Annotated in this window: 11 protein-coding genes and 1 pseudogene; 10 read left to right on the forward strand and 2 right to left on the reverse strand. The window is 40.8% G+C overall.

Annotated features, from left to right (window positions below):
- The first annotated feature begins 468 nt into the window (after positions 1-468).
- The 5 genes from LEP1GSC062_RS04290 (at position 469) to LEP1GSC062_RS04310 (ending at position 6,046) form a co-directional block, all read left to right on the forward strand.
- Positions 469-1,674 carry a bifunctional 3,4-dihydroxy-2-butanone-4-phosphate synthase/GTP cyclohydrolase II gene (locus LEP1GSC062_RS04290; RefSeq protein WP_020983517.1) on the forward strand — a complete coding sequence of 402 codons (1,206 nt, stop codon included), beginning with the start codon at positions 469-471 and terminating at the stop codon, positions 1,672-1,674.
- A gap of 590 nt (positions 1,675-2,264) precedes the next feature.
- Positions 2,265-3,272, forward strand: coding sequence for a sulfate ABC transporter substrate-binding protein (locus LEP1GSC062_RS04295; RefSeq protein ID WP_010578543.1), 1,008 nt, complete (start codon positions 2,265-2,267; stop codon positions 3,270-3,272).
- Positions 3,273-3,300: 28 nt separating this feature from the next.
- On the forward strand, positions 3,301-4,137 hold the full coding sequence (gene cysT / locus LEP1GSC062_RS04300) for a sulfate ABC transporter permease subunit CysT (protein WP_020983501.1): 837 nt from the start codon (positions 3,301-3,303) through the stop codon (positions 4,135-4,137).
- Positions 4,134-4,973, forward strand: a complete 840-nt coding sequence (gene cysW / locus LEP1GSC062_RS04305; protein WP_010578541.1) for a sulfate ABC transporter permease subunit CysW — start codon at positions 4,134-4,136, stop codon at positions 4,971-4,973. The genes cysT and cysW overlap by 4 nt, the downstream gene beginning before the upstream one ends.
- 2 nt (positions 4,974-4,975) lie before the next feature.
- Positions 4,976-6,046, forward strand: coding sequence for a sulfate/molybdate ABC transporter ATP-binding protein (locus LEP1GSC062_RS04310; RefSeq protein ID WP_010578540.1), 1,071 nt, complete (start codon positions 4,976-4,978; stop codon positions 6,044-6,046).
- Positions 6,047-6,196: 150 nt separating this feature from the next.
- Here LEP1GSC062_RS04310 and LEP1GSC062_RS04315 read toward each other — a convergent pair whose 3' ends face one another.
- Positions 6,197-7,597, reverse strand: a complete 1,401-nt coding sequence (locus LEP1GSC062_RS04315) for an OmpP1/FadL family transporter (protein WP_051201226.1) — start codon at positions 7,595-7,597, stop codon at positions 6,197-6,199.
- Positions 7,598-7,694: 97 nt separating this feature from the next.
- Between LEP1GSC062_RS04315 and LEP1GSC062_RS04320 the strand changes: the two genes are divergently transcribed.
- From LEP1GSC062_RS04320 to LEP1GSC062_RS04340, 5 genes are all read left to right on the forward strand, one after another.
- The gene (locus tag LEP1GSC062_RS04320) at positions 7,695-8,813 is read left to right on the forward strand and encodes an oxygenase MpaB family protein (protein WP_020983544.1); all 1,119 of its coding nucleotides are present in this window, start codon (positions 7,695-7,697) and stop codon (positions 8,811-8,813) included.
- Positions 8,814-8,816: 3 nt separating this feature from the next.
- A complete protein-coding gene (locus LEP1GSC062_RS04325) occupies positions 8,817-9,482 on the forward strand; it encodes a transmembrane-type terpene cyclase (protein ID WP_010578536.1) in 666 nt (221 codons plus the stop codon).
- Positions 9,483-9,484: 2 nt separating this feature from the next.
- Positions 9,485-14,767, forward strand: a complete 5,283-nt coding sequence (locus LEP1GSC062_RS04330; protein ID WP_020983575.1) for a trifunctional serine/threonine-protein kinase/ATP-binding protein/SpoIIE family protein phosphatase — start codon at positions 9,485-9,487, stop codon at positions 14,765-14,767.
- A 244-nt stretch (positions 14,768-15,011) separates the two neighbouring features.
- Positions 15,012-15,656, forward strand: coding sequence for a pyridoxamine 5'-phosphate oxidase (pdxH, locus tag LEP1GSC062_RS04335; protein ID WP_020983505.1), 645 nt, complete (start codon positions 15,012-15,014; stop codon positions 15,654-15,656).
- A gap of 236 nt (positions 15,657-15,892) precedes the next feature.
- Complete coding sequence (locus LEP1GSC062_RS04340) at positions 15,893-16,129, forward strand: hypothetical protein (protein ID WP_020983546.1); 237 nt, start codon at positions 15,893-15,895, stop codon at positions 16,127-16,129.
- A gap of 180 nt (positions 16,130-16,309) precedes the next feature.
- Here LEP1GSC062_RS04340 and LEP1GSC062_RS04345 read toward each other — a convergent pair.
- A pseudogene (locus LEP1GSC062_RS04345) lies at positions 16,310-16,713 on the reverse strand (hypothetical protein).
- Positions 16,714-16,746: the final 33 nt, after the last annotated feature.

The raw sequence follows: 16,746 nt of genomic DNA on the forward strand, positions 1-16,746 counted from the left end.
ATCTTAAATGTCGCGTAACATTTGTAATTTGTCGTCACGGAGATCTATGAGTCGAAAAAGCCTTGAGTTTTAGGATATGTTACAAGTTATTTTTGAAATAGATGTTGGAGTGTGATACCCTAAAAGACCTCGGATTTTGTTTTGTAATGGGCGGCCTGCGGATAGGAGCCGATTTTTAAGGACGGGTCTCAAATGATCCAAGATTCTCTATTTGGGTTCGAGTTTTTTCGTTTTCTTGTTAGGAATCGTTTTGAAAATCCATATCGTACGTTTTGTTTCGAGATTATTTCTCCATAAAAACGACTTGCAAGAGACTAAAAGTTCCTCTTTCACTAGACTCAAAGAAGTCTTATTTTAAAGAATGTAAGGTCTAAACGTTATATCATTTTTGACAAGCTCATGATAAGTTCGATATTTAAGTTTCTGTAGCCAAATTTCAGTCCAATAGAAGAGATGGTAAGAAGATCTATGATTCAACCCATTGAGAATGCAATTGAAGAAATCAAGTCCGGAAGAATGATTATTCTTGTGGATTCGGAAGACCGGGAGAATGAGGGGGACCTTGTCGTTGCGGCTGAATTTGCGGATAAGGAAAAAATCAATTTTATGGCTACGTTTGGCCGTGGTCTGATTTGTATACCAATGGAAGCAGAGCGTCTCAAAAAACTCGGACTCAACCGAATGGTGGACGATTACTCCTTGGGAGATAAACACGGGACTGCGTTTACGGTTTCGGTTGATGCGAAACATGGAACTTCCACCGGAATCTCTGCGCAAGACAGAGCGATTACGGTGCAAACTCTTTTGGATGATAAAACCGTCTCCTCTGATTTGATGCGTCCCGGACATTTGTTTCCTCTTCAGGCAGTTCCGGGCGGGGTTTTAAGAAGGGCGGGACACACCGAAGCGGCGGTTGATTTATCGAAACTTGCCCGTTTGTATCCTGCGGGTGTTATTTGCGAAATTATGAACGATGATGGGACTATGGCTCGTCTTCCGGATCTGGAAAAATTTGCAGAGAAACATGGACTGAATATTTATACGATCGAAGATTTGATCCGTTATCGAAGAGCGAAGGAAAATTTAATTCGCCTTGAAGTAGAATCCAAATTACCCACCGAATACGGAGACTTTACGATCCGAGCGTATTCTACTCTCATAGACGATAAGATTCATGTCGCTCTCATCAAAGGTGACATCAAAAAAGAAGAAACCACAATGGTTCGTGTTCATAGTGAGTGTCTGACCGGGGACATTTTTTCGAGTAACCGATGTGATTGTGGTCCGCAACTACATTCCGCTTTGGAAATGATTTCCAAGGAAGGAAAAGGTGTGCTTCTTTACATGAGACAGGAAGGAAGAGGAATCGGTCTGATCAATAAATTAAAGGCTTATAATATTCAAGATAAAGGATATGATACTGTCGAAGCCAATGAAAAACTCGGCTTTGCTCCGGATTTAAGGGATTACGGAATCGGAGCCCAAATTTTGAGAGAGATCGGTATCGTTAAAATGAAAATTTTAACGAACAATCCTCGTAAGATTATCGGTTTGGACGGTTACGGTTTGGAAGTTGTGGAAAGGGTTCCGATCGAAATCCAACCGGGTTCGGACAATCATAATTATCTGATGACCAAAAAATTAAAACTGGGGCACATGCTCGGTCTTGGTTGAACTTAGAACTTGTCCCCAAATTTCAAAATGTAGGAACCTTACTAGAGTGTTCCTACAAATAAAGTCTATTCGAAAACAATAAATTGCAAAGGGACGGTTTCTGTGGGAACTCCTACGTTTTATTACGGATTTGATTTTAAGGTTTGGGATAGGCTTTGAGTGTTTGAGTTTTTCATTAACGTGAGTTCGCTGGTTGAAAATGAGAAAAAATTTTCTAAAAGTATAGGAGTCTCTACTTTTAGAATTTGTTCGTAAAGTCGCGATTTGTTGTAGTCCCACATTTTAAGAATAGATTTACAAAGTTCAAATTCCAACTTCCGAATCATGGATTTCTTACGACCCTGCTCACGTTACATTAGAGTTGTTGAAAAATTAATTATCATTTGTTTTTGTTTCATTGAAATGGGCGATTGAAGGGGTTTGTTCATATCGACTATTGAATCTTTCAACAACTCTATTAAACAATCCTTGGCTTATAAGCTTACAAATTTCTTTACTTTTAGAGAAGATTTAAGAATATTGGATCAAATTATCTAATAAATTAGATTTTTTTTTCGTTTTGTTGTAGGGTTGTCCGAGGAGAGATCGAAATGAAATTCAAATCTTTAAAAATTCCCTTCGCATGTGTATTGTTCTTTGTTTCCTTTTCATTGTTTTCAGAAACCAAACTTTTAAACGTTTCTTACGATCCGACTCGGGAATTGTATTCTCAGATTAATAAACTCTTCATCGCACATTGGAAAAAACAAACCGGAGAAGACTTAGTCATCCGCCAATCTCACGGAGGTTCCGGTAAACAAGCAAGGGCCGTTATCGACGGATTGGAAGCGGATGTAGTAACCTTGGCGCTTGCGCACGATATCGAAGCGATTGCGGAAAAAGCGAAACTTCTTTCCACCGATTGGGAGAATTTGCTTCCCCATCAAAGTTCTCCCTATACTTCTACGATCGTATTTTTAGTCAGAAAAGGAAATCCGAAAGGAATCAAGGACTGGGACGATCTCGTAAAACCCGGAGTCGGAGTAGTTACGCCGAATCCTAAAACCGGAGGCGGGGCGCGTTGGAATTATCTCGCGGCCTGGGGTTACGCGAGAGAAAAATACGGGTCGGAAGAAAAAGCGAAAGCCTTTGTAAAAAGTCTTTATGCGAATGTTCTCGTTTTGGATTCGGGTGCAAGAGGTTCCTTAACTACGTTTGTTCAAAGAGGAATCGGAGATGTTCTCATTTCTTGGGAAAACGAGGCTCATTTGGCGCTCCAAGAAACCGCAAAGGATTCGAGCGTTGAAATTGTATTTCCATCTGTGAGCATTTTAGCCGAACCTTCCGTAGCCGTTGTCACGAAAAATGCGGAAAAACACAATACGCTCAAAGTCGCCGAAAGTTATTTGAAATTTTTATACACTCCGGAAGGCCAGGAAACGATCGCGAATCATTTCTATCGACCTACGGATAAGAAGATCGCGTCCAAATATAAGAGTTTATTCAAAAATTTGAAACTGTTCACAATTCGAGACGTTGCCGGTTCTTGGAAGGAGGCTCAGGAAAAACACTTCGCGGATGGCGCTATCTTCGATCAGATTACGGCTAAGACTAAATAAAAAACTCTTAAGTTCGAATGGAGAAATCGTGCCTACTTTGAATTTTAGAACCAAACCCTACGGAAAAACCGCTTTCGGTATTACGTTAGGCGTTACGATCACATACCTAAGTTTGATCGTCATCATTCCGTTAGGCGCTCTTTTTCTGAAAAGTTCCGGAATCGGCTGGGAAGGTTTTTGGAAACTTCTTACTCATGAGAGAATTTTAGCCGCCCTTTACTTAAGTTTCGGGGCCGGAGCCGTTGCGGCGATCATCAATTTGTTCATCGGATTTTTGTTCGCATGGGTTTTGGTTCGTTATCGTTTTCCCGGAAAATCCTTGCTCGACTCTCTTGTGGATCTTCCTTTTACATTACCGACCGCGGTTGCCGGAATCGCGCTCACTGCAATTTATACTCCGAACGGAGTCATCGGAAAACTTTTCGAACCTTACGGAATCAAAATCGCATATACTCCGGTCGGAATCGTGATCGCCCTCATATTCATCGGTTTTCCTTTTGTAGTAAGAACGGTTCAACCCGTTTTGGAGGAATTTCCTAAAGAGCTCGAAGAATCTGCGTATTGTTTAGGCGCCAATCGCTGGCAGATTTTTAGAAAAGTAATTTTTCCGGAACTCTTTCCTTCGCTCGTTACGGGAACTGCGATGGCATTTGCGAGAGGAATCGGAGAATACGGTTCCGTCGTTTTCATTTCGGGAAACCTTCCGGGGAAAACGGAAATTCTACCCTTGCTCATCGTTACGAAGTTGGAACAATACGAATACGAAGAGGCGACCGGAATCGCATTTGTCATGCTCGTAATCTCTTTTAGTATATTATTATGTATCAATATTATTCAGACGGTTACCGCAAGGAGAAAGGGATGAGACAGGAATCTTTACTCGTTCGAAGTATTCTTATCGGAGCGGTCTTTTTTCTGACCGGATTGATTTTGATCCTTCCCATCTATACGGTCTTTCACGAGGCGTTTTCGAAAGGCCTTTGGGCCTACTTGGAAGGAATTCAGGAACCCGATACCGTGTCTGCTCTCAAGCTGACTCTTTTGGTGGTTTCGATCGCGGTGCCTTTGAATACGATCTTCGGAGTCGTTTCCGCATTTTCATTGACCCGTTTCGAATTTCCGGGAAAGAGTTGGCTTCTTACGATCATAGATTCTCCGTTTTCCGTTTCGCCCGTGATCTCCGGTTTGATCTTCATTCTTCTTTTCGGAAGGCAAGGTTGGTTCGGGCCTTGGTTGGAAAAAATGGACATCAAAATCGTATTCAACATTCCGGGGCTTGTTATCGCGACCGTTTTTATCACTCTTCCTTTCGTTTCGAGAGAACTCATTCCCTTACTCGATTCGACCGGAATCGAAGAAGAGGAAGCGGGACTTCTTTTAGGAGCTTCCCCGATCAAAGTATTTTTTAAAATCGTAACGCCCGGAATCAAATACGGGTTGTTATACGGAATCATTCTTTGTAACGCAAGAGCGATGGGGGAATTCGGGGCTGTCTCCGTTCTTTCCGGTCATATCCGAGGACAAACGAACACATTACCTTTACAGATTGAAGTTCTATACAACGAATACAATTCGGTGGCCGCTTTTTCCGCGGCTTCTCTTCTCGTTTTTTTATCTTTAGTCACCCTCGTTGCAAAACAGATTTTGGAAAGTAAGATCAAAATCACCAGAAAAGAAAAATTGCTCCAAGAGGAGATATAGTAATGGGTATCGAAGTTAAGAATCTCGTAAAACGATTCGAAAATTTTACCGCCATCGATCGTCTTTCTTTGGAAGTTCCTGCGGGAGAGTTAGTCGCTTTACTTGGTCCTTCCGGTTCCGGTAAAACCACTTTACTTAGGATTATCGCGGGACTTGAGGACGCGGACGAAGGCCAGGTGATTTTTGAAGGTCTGGAAGTCAGTAAGAAAAATGCGAAAGATAGAGGTGTCGGTTTTGTATTCCAACACTACGCGCTTTTTAGACACATGACGATTTTTGAAAATATCGCCTTCGGTTTGGAGGTGAGAAAAAGATCGGAAAGACCGAGTAAGGAAGCAATCCGAGACAAGGTGATGAGTCTTTTAAAGCTCGTTCAACTTGAAAATTTTCATAACCGTTATCCTTCCGAATTGTCCGGAGGTCAAAGACAAAGGATCGCACTTGCAAGGGCACTGGCGATCGAACCTCGTTTTTTATTGTTAGACGAACCGTTCGGAGCTCTGGATGCAAAAGTCAGAAAGGAGCTGAGGAACTGGCTCAGGCGCCTTCACGACGAAATTCATATCACGAGTGTCTTCGTGACCCATGATCAGGAAGAGGCTTTGGAGGTTTCGGATAAGGTGGTCATTTTGAATTCCGGCAAGATTGAACAGGTCGGAACTCCGGACGAAGTTTACAATCATCCTATAAATTCTTTTGTGTTTCACTTTTTAGGCGATGTGAATCTTTTTCACGGTAGAGTGCAAGGCGGTCAAACACAGCTCGGAGAAATCAAGGTGGACACTCCCGAACATTCCGAAATTGAAAGCGCATCCGCAGTCGGTTACGTGCGTCCCTACGACGTGGAAATTTTGAGAGCGCCGATCGAAGCTCAAACGATTCCCGCGGAAATTCAATATATTCACTCGACCGGTAGAACCGTAAAGATCGATCTCAAACGTTTGGATACGGGTTCGATCCTGGAATCACAGCTCAATTCTTCGGAGTTCCAATCTCTCAACTTGCTTCCCGGCGAGACGGTTCATATCCGTTTCAAAAAGGTAAAGGTTTACGTTGAAGATTACACGATCTAATTGGGTTTTGGTCGAAAGGACTGAATTTTTTCCTAGGAAAATAACATACGATTTCTTACTTCGAAATTCACGTTTAAAGAAAGTAAGTTTTTTCGAAACGGAAACTAGATTTTACGATAAGTTCTTTATAAATTTATTCGGAACTTTTCTTCAATCAAATCGGTAGGAAGCGCCGAATAAAATCGCGGGTACATCCGATTGCAAAGACTGGGAATAATTTAGAACTCGAATATCGTTCGGACCGAACACCGAATGCAATACCGCCCAATCGTTTCCTTGATTTGCGATTATTTTTTTGGAGAACAAATAATTAACCGCTAAGTCGATGCTCCATTTGCCTAAAAGAAAACTAATTCCCAGAGTCGAGAGTTGTTGAACCATGATGCCGGCCTGTAAGGCGCTTATTCCTTCCGATTTCACTACCCCCGTGTTGTAACGATAACCTCCTCTGTATACAAAAGAATCCGTTTTGTATTCAAGGCCGACTGCGGCGGCCCAGGAATCGTGATAGGCGATATTTTGAGAAATCGTATTTGTCTTTCCGAAAGGGGTCGGAAACCAAGGGTCTTCCAATGTCTGTTTAAACGTCTGATTGTAGGAATTGTAATTGTAATAAAGAAAATCCAAACCAACCCGTAAATGTTCTCCGCCGAAGGAAAAACCGAGCCCGTGTTTTTCGGGGAGATTAAAAGTGGCGGATACTCCTGTCCTTCTATAATAATTCGCGTCGTTGATTCCTATCTGTATTCCTCCATCCAAAGGAAGAATGTTTCTAGCCTGATAAGAATACGCAATTCGAAACCGCTTCGTGAACGTATAAGAAAGTCCGAATATAGCTCCCATAGAATACGCGTTTCGACTCCTATAATCGAAACCTTGACCCGGAATTTCCAGAGTATGAGTGATATCGTAAAGTTTTTGATAAGCGATTTGTTTGGAGTAGATCGTTTCAATTCCGAGACCCACTGAAAGATTTCCGAGTCGATACGCGAGCGCGTTCGTCATCTTTACGACATAAAAGGTGGTCGACAGATCTTCTTTGATTTTTCTTGAGTCTCCGATCGGTCCCGGAATATCCAAACCGGACCAATCTCTCAGAGATTGGCCGTTGGGAGTCACTCTGAGAATTCCGTTTACATGACCGCTTCCCCCTCCTGGAACATAAATCCCCGTTCCGTAGTTCAATCGGTCCGTGATCGGAACGTTCATTCCGAAGTAGGGCAAGGGCGCAAGAATATTATAATTTTGAGAATTACTATACGCGGTTTGCGGATCCGCATCCATAAGTCGATCCGTATATTTGGAACGAATGTAAGGAAGACCGATTCCGAATTCAAGGCCGCCTTTTTGACTTCGTGTGAGATTTGCGGGATTGGTCGCTACGTCCATCGGAGAACCGCCGATCGCAAGATTGACTCCCGCCATTCCGGCGTATCGGGTGTTGTGGGATGGTTGGAAGATTCCCACGCCTAACAAAGGACTTACGAATACGATCCCAATCAAAGGTGAAATTTTAAAGCCGAACAAAGAAGGGAGTTTCTCTTTTTGCATCGGTAAACTCTTTTCAAATTTAGAATTCTGGAAAGTTATTTTTCTTTTCACATTTCGGAGGTTCCGTAAACTTTGTGACTCGAATGAGGAATGTTGAATGCAAAACTTTACAAAATATAGATCCGTAACCGACGTTTATGCAGATCAGGTCATTCAGGATTATTTTCAATCCGACGAAAAAGAAAAACTAAAAAGTTTAGTTTTATTCAATATACTAACGCAAAATTTCGGGCCTATACCGACGTCGTTTCCTTCTTACTTTAAGGAATACTTCGAAAAGACGAACGTTCTTCCCGAATGGACCGATTTTAAAAAGGTCCGGATTGCGGAACGGATCTTCGCGACGTATGGACCTCAGATCCTTATGATTCTTTGCTGTAAATCTTTACCGATGGCATATACTTGCGGCAACGGAGCGGAGGTTCTTGTTCATACGGGAAGACTTGTGGAAGAGAACGGTTCCACGCAAAAAGTATTTAGAAGACTGATGGAAACGACACAATTCGTCGTATCCGTTTTACAGGAAGGCGGACTTTCCCAAGGAGGGCAGGGAATTAGAGTCGTGCAAAAGGTAAGGCTCATGCACGCGTCGATTCGTCACTTCATAATCGAATCGGGAAGATGGAAAGAAGAATGGGGCAAACCGATCAATCAACAAGACATGGCTGGCACCTTACAATCCTTTTCGAGTTTGATCTTGGAAGGTCTTATGTTTTCCGGAATTACGTTAAGCGAAGAGGAAAAAAACGCGTACATTCACCTATGGAAAGTAGTGGGACATATCTTAGGAGTGATCCCCGAATTGTCTCCGGACAATTACGAGGATTCTTACGCACTCGGACTCTCTATTTTTCAAGATCAAAGAAAAGAATCCGAGGCCGGTAAAATTCTCGCGAAATCACTTTTGGATTTTATGGAATACATGCTACCCGGAAACTTATTGGACGGAGTACCGTTGTATTTCCTTCAAAACTATTTAGGGAAAGAAAACTGTGAGATTCTGGGGCTTCCTTGCAAAGAGGAGGAAGTGTTAGGTGGGATCATAGAAAAAATCATGTTGGACTTTGATGAAACCTTAAGCGAAAATGATCATTTTCAAAAACTTGTCTCTCATTTTTCATCAAAGCTTATCTTAGGAATGGACAACTTCTATTACAAAGATAAGAAGGCAAAATTCGAAATTCCGCCTTCTCTGAAGGGAAACTGGGGAGCGTAGTCAATGGGATTCTGGGAAAAGTTCCTAACCGATCCTTATTACCTGGGAAAATTCACTCTTGTTGAAAATATCTTTTTATTTTCGGGAGTGATCCTATGGGCATACGTTTACTTCGCATTGATCGTGGACTCGAACCGTAAACAATTCGTAGAGATGCCCGTCTTCATTGCTTGCGGAAATATCGTCTGGGAATTTCTCTGGGGTTTTGTCATCCAGGAGGATATGGGAATCGTTTTGAATTGGGGTTATAAAATCGCATTCCTTTTGGACGTTCTGATTTTTTACAACATATATAGATTCGGTCAAAAGCAGTTCAAAATTTCCATTAGTATATCAGAATATAGATTTTTACTCCTGGTCTTACTGCTTTCTTGGGGGGCCTTGATCTATACTTACTATGCCAATCGTTACGACCTGTTCACCGGATCCAATTCCGCATATATACTGAACCTATTTATTTCGGGCATGTATCCGGTTTTGTTTCTTTCGACGAATGATAACAGATTATTTTCTTATCCGATCGCATGGTGTAAATTTTTAGGAACCGTATTCTTTACGTTATTTTTGTTTCTCTATTTCCCGAAGGAATATTTCGTTTTATGTTTGGGTGTGTTGGTTTTTATAGCGGATGCGTATTATGTTTATTTATTCGCAAAGACTAGAAAATAAAAATGTCTACTCGAACGGATCTAACCGCCTTTCAAACGAATGAAATCCTACTGCAAGATCATGTCTCGACGGTTTACAGAGGGATCTTAAAGGGGGAATCCGAAACAAAAATTCTTAGAATTCAGAAAGAAAAAACTAAAGAAGAGGATTCTTTCTATTTTTTGAACGAGTACGAGATTGGAAAGCTGATTTCCGACGATCATATTTTAAAGCCCGAACGTATATTAACGATTCAAGATAAATACTGCCTCGTCTATGAAAATCTGAAAAGTGTTCTTCTGTCGGATTATATATCTGAGGTCGGTCTGTTAACCGTGGAGGAATCGCTTCAAATTGCACTTTCGGTTACGGAAAATGTGGTTCGTCTACATTCGCAGGGGGTTCTTCACAATCAGATCGGTCCTAATTCCTTTTTTTACGACGTTGGTACTAAAACCTCCGTTCTTGCTTGGCTCGGCTCCTCTTCTTTGCTCATAGGCGAAAAAGGAAATCCTGCCCCTTTACAGATATCGTCTACGTTACTCGCTTATTGTTCTCCGGAACGGACCGGAAAGCTCAATCGTTCCGTGGATTTTCGATCGGACGGTTATGCTATCGGAGCTTTATTCTATTGGCTTTTAACGGGTAAACCTCCTTTCGAATCCGACGACCCATTGGAAATCATACATTCTCACATAGCTCGCGTTCCCATTCCGGTATCTGAAAAAAGAAAAGAGATTCCGGTTCCAATTTCGAATCTCGTAATGAAATTACTTTCCAAGATGCCCGAGGAAAGATATTTCTCGTTGGAAACCTTGCAGTACGATTTGCAGCTTCTTTACGATTCCGTTCGGTCTCAAAGAAGCATTTTGGAATTTATCCCCGGTTTTACCGAAAAAAAAAATAAGTTCCGAATCTCCGAAAAGTTATACGGAAGGGACAAGGAAAAGGAAATCATAGAGGAAGCGATTTCTTCCGTTTATTCCGGAGTAAAAGCATCCATTCTGATCAAGGGAAAGTCGGGAACCGGAAAAACCTCCTTGATTCAGGACACGATTCTTTCTAAAGAATTGAATACATTACGAAGTTTTAAAGGAAAGTTTGAGGAAGACAAAAGGGAGATTCCTTATTTTGCTCTCAGACAGGTTTTAGTCGAATTATCCAATCATCTTTTAACCCAATCCGAATACGAAATTCAGTCCTTTCGAAAAAAAATTCAGGAGAAACTCGGAGGTAATATCCGACTTTTGGCCCAACTCATACCCGAGATCGAAAATCTGACGGAAATCTTTCCCGTTCCGTCGGAACACCAGAGTCAAAAGGACGATCAATTTTTATTCATCGTAATCCTAAGATTTTTATCCGTCTGTTTCAACCGGCGAAATCCGGCCTTACTTATATTAGACGATATTCAATGGGCCGATCCTGCGTCTCTTGCTCTTATCGAGTTCATATCCAGACAGACCGAATGGGAAGGAATGTTGTTCGTATTTATTTCTAGGAACGAGGAAGAATATTCCAATTTCTTAAACTCTTTTCGGGAAAGTATTTTGAATTCGGAAATTCTTCTTCAAGAGATCTCCTTGAATCCACTTGATCAAACTATGATTCGAAGTTATGTGATGGACAGTTTGGATTTGAAAGAGGAAGATTCGGACAAACTCACAGAAATTCTTTATCAGAAAACGAACGGAAATCCATTTTTTCTCAATCAGTTTTTCAATACGCTTTATACGGAATCCTTTATACGATATCAGAAGAGTTCGGGGATTTGGAGTCTGGATTGGGATCAGATTATCAAAAAAACCGTGACCGAAAACGTTTTGGATCTTCTCACGGAAGAAATTACAAGACTTCCGGAGGATACGCAAAAATTCCTAAAGGTAGCGGCGTGTGTTGGAAATCTTTTTGATTTGGGAATTTTGTATCGGTATTTTCAGGACACTCCGGAGATTGTCGAGACTGGAATTAGGGAATGTATTAAACAAGGAATCATCATATATCAGGAATCGCAGGTAAGCCTTTATCCGGTTTTACAAATATTAAAAAAAGAGAATGCGAAAGAACTGGATAAGGATAGAGTTTTCGAAGGAATCACATTTCGTTTTTCGCATGATAAGATCAATCAGGTGATCGGAGAATCGATAGTTCCGGGTCAAAGAGCCGAAATTCATAAAAACCTAGCCTGGCTTTTGATCGAATCGGATCGACTTTCTTCCAAACAAGAACGGATCTTGGAGATTGCAAACCACCTGATCAAATCCCAAAAAATTCTAAGTTCGAAAGAAGAAGTCGAGATCTTCAACCATTACATCATCCTCGCCGGAAATTCGGCCAAACTTGCCGCGGCGTTTAACACCGCTTATAACCTTTTCACTCTTCTGAAAAAAAAGATCACAGAGGAATCTTGGAAGGATAAAAAGGAGCAATGCTTTCAAATTTATAAGTCTTTTGCCGAGTCCGCGTATTTTCTTTCTAAAACCCTCGAAGCGGAGGATGCGGTTCAAGTTCTGCTTTCTCGATTGCAAGATAGGATCGAAATCGTCGACGTTTATCTCATGCAATTGGAAGTGATGAACGCAAAGAACGATCTCGAAGGAGCCTACAAAGTCGGTTTAAAAGCGCTTCAATCTTTGGACGTCGGATTTCCGGAAAAACCCGGAATCATGGTTCTCATCTTCGAATTCTTAAAGATGATTTATTATCAAAGAGGTAGGAGTCCGGAACAATTACGGGAAGCGAAAAAAAATCAAGATCCTTATAAAATAGAAACCATCAACATCCTTACGAATATGTTGAATTACGGAAAACATTCCGACGGTAAGTTGTTTGTATTCCTGTTTTTAAAATTGATGAACATCACTCTAAAGGAGGGAAATTCTCCGGTGAGTTTTTTCGGTTATGCCGGATTCGGTTCTCTTCTTTTTGTGGTGACCGGAAATTTTAAAACGACACTTCGATACTGGGATCTCGGCGAATATATCGTTCAGATTTTTAACGCGGATCGCATTCGTGGCAGATATCTGTTCGGAAAGAATATGCTCCTTGATTACTATAGATATCCTTTTTCCAAATTGGTCTTACTCGCCGACGAGGCGTACGAAAAGTGCATTCAATACGGAGATTATCTTTGGGCCGCGTTCTCTTTGATCGCACATTCTATTTATCATCTGTATTCTTCGGATACTTCTGAATCGTATCATGAAATTCTAATTAAAGATGCGAAGCGGGGAGAACAACTAGGTTACGAGACCGTTTATACGGTCGTCGCAAGTTCCGATTTCTTGATTCGAAGTTTGGCAAATCCTTCCAAGCAGAATTTGATTTATAAGGATCAGGAAATGCCCGCGGAGGTTTTCGAACGGGAAGTTCTAGTGCCGAACGCGAACGGAACCGCAAGCGCTTGGTATGCGGTCTTGAGAGGAAAGGAAACTTATCTTAGCGGGGAATGGAAAGAGGGGTTGGGAGTTTTCGAGAGATTTGCAAATGATCTGGAAAGGTCCAGAACGATTTTCATCTATTCCGAATACAGATTCTATAAATCTCTTCACTTGATTCGCTCTAACGAATTGAAAAGGAGGTTAAGTTGGCCGGATTTATTCTTTATCAAAAGATCAATCTCCTTGTTCAAAGTTTGGTCGAAAACTTTTCCCAATAATTTTCAATCTTACTATTATATTCTAAAAGCGGAATATAATAGATATAAAAAGGATTTTGCGAATGCGGAGATGTTCTACGAACTGGCATTATCTTCTCTTCAGGAAAAAGAAGGTAATCTTAGAAAAGCGATCGTTCACGAACACGCGGGCGTATGGGAACTTGAAAGGGGGAGAAAACATTACGCAAATTATCTTTTAAAGGTTTCGGAAAGACAATATCGAACCTGGGGCGCTACCACGAAAGCGAATCAAATTCAGGCGATGAGGCGACACGAGGAAGATGTGGGAATACTTCTCCGCATGAAGGAAGAAACTCTTTGGGATACGATCCTGAAGTCCGCCGAAAAACTGGATTTTAGAAGCGTTTTAAAGTCTTCTCAATCCATTTCTGAAATTATAGAACAAGACGAGCTTCTAAAGAAATTAATGCGAACAATCATGGAAAACGCGGGAGCGACTCGAGGATTTTTGATACTTCCCAGAAAAGACGGTCTATACGTGGAAACGGGACAGGATATCGAAAGAGAGGATATTCTTCCTCGATCTCTGATTTTGGACTACGCTACGGATTTGCTACCGATTGAAATCGTCTATTATTGTTATCGTTCGGGACAAAGAATACTTTTGAACAATACGTCTTCTAAGGAATCTCCGCATTCTTTGAATTCTTATATCGGAGCGGAACAACCGAAGTCGCTTCTTTGTCTGCCTATCACGAAACAAGGAAGAATTTTGAGTGTTCTTTATCTGGAAAACAGACTCACTTATGACGTGTTCGACGAACATAAGTTGGAAATTCTCGAAATCCTATCTTCACAGGCCGCAATTTCATTAGAAAATGCTAAACTATATGAGGATATTACAAGTTTAAACGCAGAGTTGGAAAAGAAGGTGGAACTTCGTACACAAGAACTCATGCAATCTTTGGAAATTATACGGAAGGATCTTTTGTATTCCAAAAGGATCCAACGTAGTATTTTACCGGAACATCCGGTTCTTCCGGGAATTCTTTATTCGGTTTCCTATCGGCCTATGGACGAGGTCGGAGGGGATTTCTACGATCTTTTCGAAATTCGTCCCGGAGTTTACAGATTTTTCGTGGCGGATGCGACAGGGCACGGAGTTCAAGCCGCTTTGATTACTATGGCAATCAAGAGCGAATATGAACATCTAAAAAAAGTCCAAAAAAATCCTTCTTCTCTATTAGGAGGATTGAATGCAGTTATTCTTGAAAAATTTAAAACCTTATATCTCACCTGCGTCGTCGCGGATATAAACGTAAAAAATCATACTTTGGAGTATTCGTCCGCTGGTCATCCGCCTCAGATCCTTTTGAGAGAGGGAAAGACGGATCTCTTTCATAAAACCGGGGCGATTCTCGGACTTAAGAAAGACTTCGTATATTATATCGAAAAAGTAAAATTAAAATCTGGCGACCGAATTTATCTTTTTACGGATGGGATTTACGAACAATTTAATGCGACTAAAAACGAATTCGGCGAAGCGAGGTTCTTAAATTCGATTGTTTTATCCTCTTCTTTGAGTCCCGAAGACCAAATTTCCAAGGTTCAGAAAGACTTGAATCTATTCCTGCAAGGAGAGCCGATACAGGACGATTTGACTCTTATCGCCGTGGAAATCGTCTAACGTAGATTTCAAAAAAACTCATATTCGAATTTTGCTAAGGGAGTTGAGAAAAATTTCTGTTCCGAAAAAATTCAAGTGTAAACTCCGGACTTGAACTAGGAAAATTCTGATGATAAGTTTCTTCGAGGATTTGTCGTATAATATGGACCTTTTGTGGATAAGACCGGACTCCCGAAAATGAAAAATGGAATTCAAATTTTTTCTTTTACTTTAAAGCTGTTCCTATTTTTTGAATGTAACCGATATGAACTCTAAAATTTCAGAAATTAGAAAGAATTACAGTTTATCTTCTTTGGATATGAAAGATATCGGAGACGATCCGATTTCATTCTTTCAAAAATGGTTTGAGGAAGCCGTCTTGTCGGAAGTTTTGGAAGTGAATGCGATGGCTCTTGCTACGGCGACCAAGGAAGGAAAACCGAACGCAAGAATCGTTCTTCTCAAGGGAATCCTGGAAGACTCGTTCGTCTTTTGTACGAATTATGAAAGTAAGAAAGGACGGGAATTGGAAGAGAACCCGAGGGCTTGTCTTGTTTTTTTTTGGTCCGAGTTGGAACGTCAGGTACGGATCGAAGGAAGCGTAAAGAAAGTTTCTAGAGAAGAATCGAACCTGTACTTTCATTCCAGACCCAGAGGATCCCAGATCGGCGCGGTTGTCTCTCCTCAGAGTTATGAAATTCCGAATCGTAAATTTTTAGAAGAACGCTTTGAAGAATTTTCGAAACTATATGAAGGTAAGGAAGTGGATCTTCCGGATCATTGGGGAGGTTATGCGGTTCATCCTGACCGAATCGAATTTTGGCAGGGACGTTCCAGTCGTTTGCACGATAGAATTGTGTTCGAGAAAGATGAGGATTCTTCTTGGAAAAAATTCAGAGTCGCTCCGTAACATTACTCGGTTCGATTAATTTTAGGATTCTTTTAGCAAAAAGCAAGATATCGGATTAAAGTCTTTGTATTGATATTACTCATCCCTACATAATAGAGTGTCCAAAATTCTGCGTCGAAATGGGGTTTGTGTCAAAATTGGCGGTACTCGTTTATGTAGAAATCAGTAGGCACACATCTAATAATCTAGATAAGTGATCTTTGATTGGGATAATAATAAAAACGAAGTTTTAAAGTTTGAGCGAAATATTAGCTTTGAAAAGGGTATTTATTAAAATTGAATCTGGATCAGTTTTAGATATTTTAAAACATTCGAATATGAAAAAATATCCGAATCAAATCTTAATCATTGTGGAAATTGACAATTATGCTTGGGTAGTTCCGGCGATTGAAAATAAGGATATTTTCTTCTTTAAAACAGTATATGCATCAAGGAAATACACTAGCATATATCTGCTGGAGATAAATTTATGAAATATAAACTTAATATTTCAATATTCCAGAATTTATCGGACTTGTCGTCTTTGTAAGTAAAGTAGTGTTTCATTTTAGTTTCGTTTCGACCAGTTATTTGGCGGTAAAATTAAATTTTACTAAAGTTTGTTTCACGTTTTTTATAATCCGATAATTTCCCAAAATGGATTTGAGACAAATTCAGACACAAAGATTCAAAAGGTAAAGAATCAAAACGATCGCAAAACCGAGACTGAAAAAAAACCTATTTTTACAGGTTGTGTGTGAGTCTGATACCCCGAGAGAAAAATGTGAAGAGATAAGAATCCGACAGCGATTGTTTCCGCAATTAAGGTCGCTATCACCGGAGGTTGGGGCCCGAAGAGCAAAATCAGAATCGCAGGAAGAAATCCCAAGAAACTCATAAAAGCTCCGGTAGTGATCCACATCATTAAGATCAAACGAGATTGTCTTTCTTCTCGGAGTTGAAAGAAACCGACTGCGCCTCCTACGATCAATTGATGAATCAAGCCGTGCAGAGCATAAATGATTCCGGACGCGATAAGGATGATTTCGGCGAAATGGATGTGTTCGAATGAGCTCAATGGAGATTCTCGTTTTCGGATTTATTTTCTCTA

Source organism: Leptospira alexanderi serovar Manhao 3 str. L 60, assembly GCF_000243815.2.
In the GTDB taxonomy this organism is placed as follows: Bacteria; Spirochaetota; Leptospiria; order Leptospirales; family Leptospiraceae; genus Leptospira; species Leptospira alexanderi.

What these genes read in the sequence shown, in the direction of transcription:
- cysW (WP_010578541.1), top strand. Translation starts at nt 4,134, where the DNA reads ATGAGACAGGAATCTTTACTCGTTCGAAGTATTCTTATCGGAGCGGTC.
- LEP1GSC062_RS04320 (WP_020983544.1), top strand. Translation starts at nt 7,695, where the DNA reads ATGCAAAACTTTACAAAATATAGATCCGTAACCGACGTTTATGCAGAT.
- LEP1GSC062_RS04290 (WP_020983517.1), top strand. Translation starts at nt 469, where the DNA reads ATGATTCAACCCATTGAGAATGCAATTGAAGAAATCAAGTCCGGAAGA.
- LEP1GSC062_RS04330 (WP_020983575.1), top strand. Translation starts at nt 9,485, where the DNA reads ATGTCTACTCGAACGGATCTAACCGCCTTTCAAACGAATGAAATCCTA.
- LEP1GSC062_RS04315 (WP_051201226.1), bottom strand. Translation starts at nt 7,597, where the DNA reads ATGCAAAAAGAGAAACTCCCTTCTTTGTTCGGCTTTAAAATTTCACCT.
- LEP1GSC062_RS04310 (WP_010578540.1), top strand. Translation starts at nt 4,976, where the DNA reads ATGGGTATCGAAGTTAAGAATCTCGTAAAACGATTCGAAAATTTTACC.
- LEP1GSC062_RS04295 (WP_010578543.1), top strand. Translation starts at nt 2,265, where the DNA reads ATGAAATTCAAATCTTTAAAAATTCCCTTCGCATGTGTATTGTTCTTT.
- LEP1GSC062_RS04325 (WP_010578536.1), top strand. Translation starts at nt 8,817, where the DNA reads ATGGGATTCTGGGAAAAGTTCCTAACCGATCCTTATTACCTGGGAAAA.
- pdxH (WP_020983505.1), top strand. Translation starts at nt 15,012, where the DNA reads ATGAACTCTAAAATTTCAGAAATTAGAAAGAATTACAGTTTATCTTCT.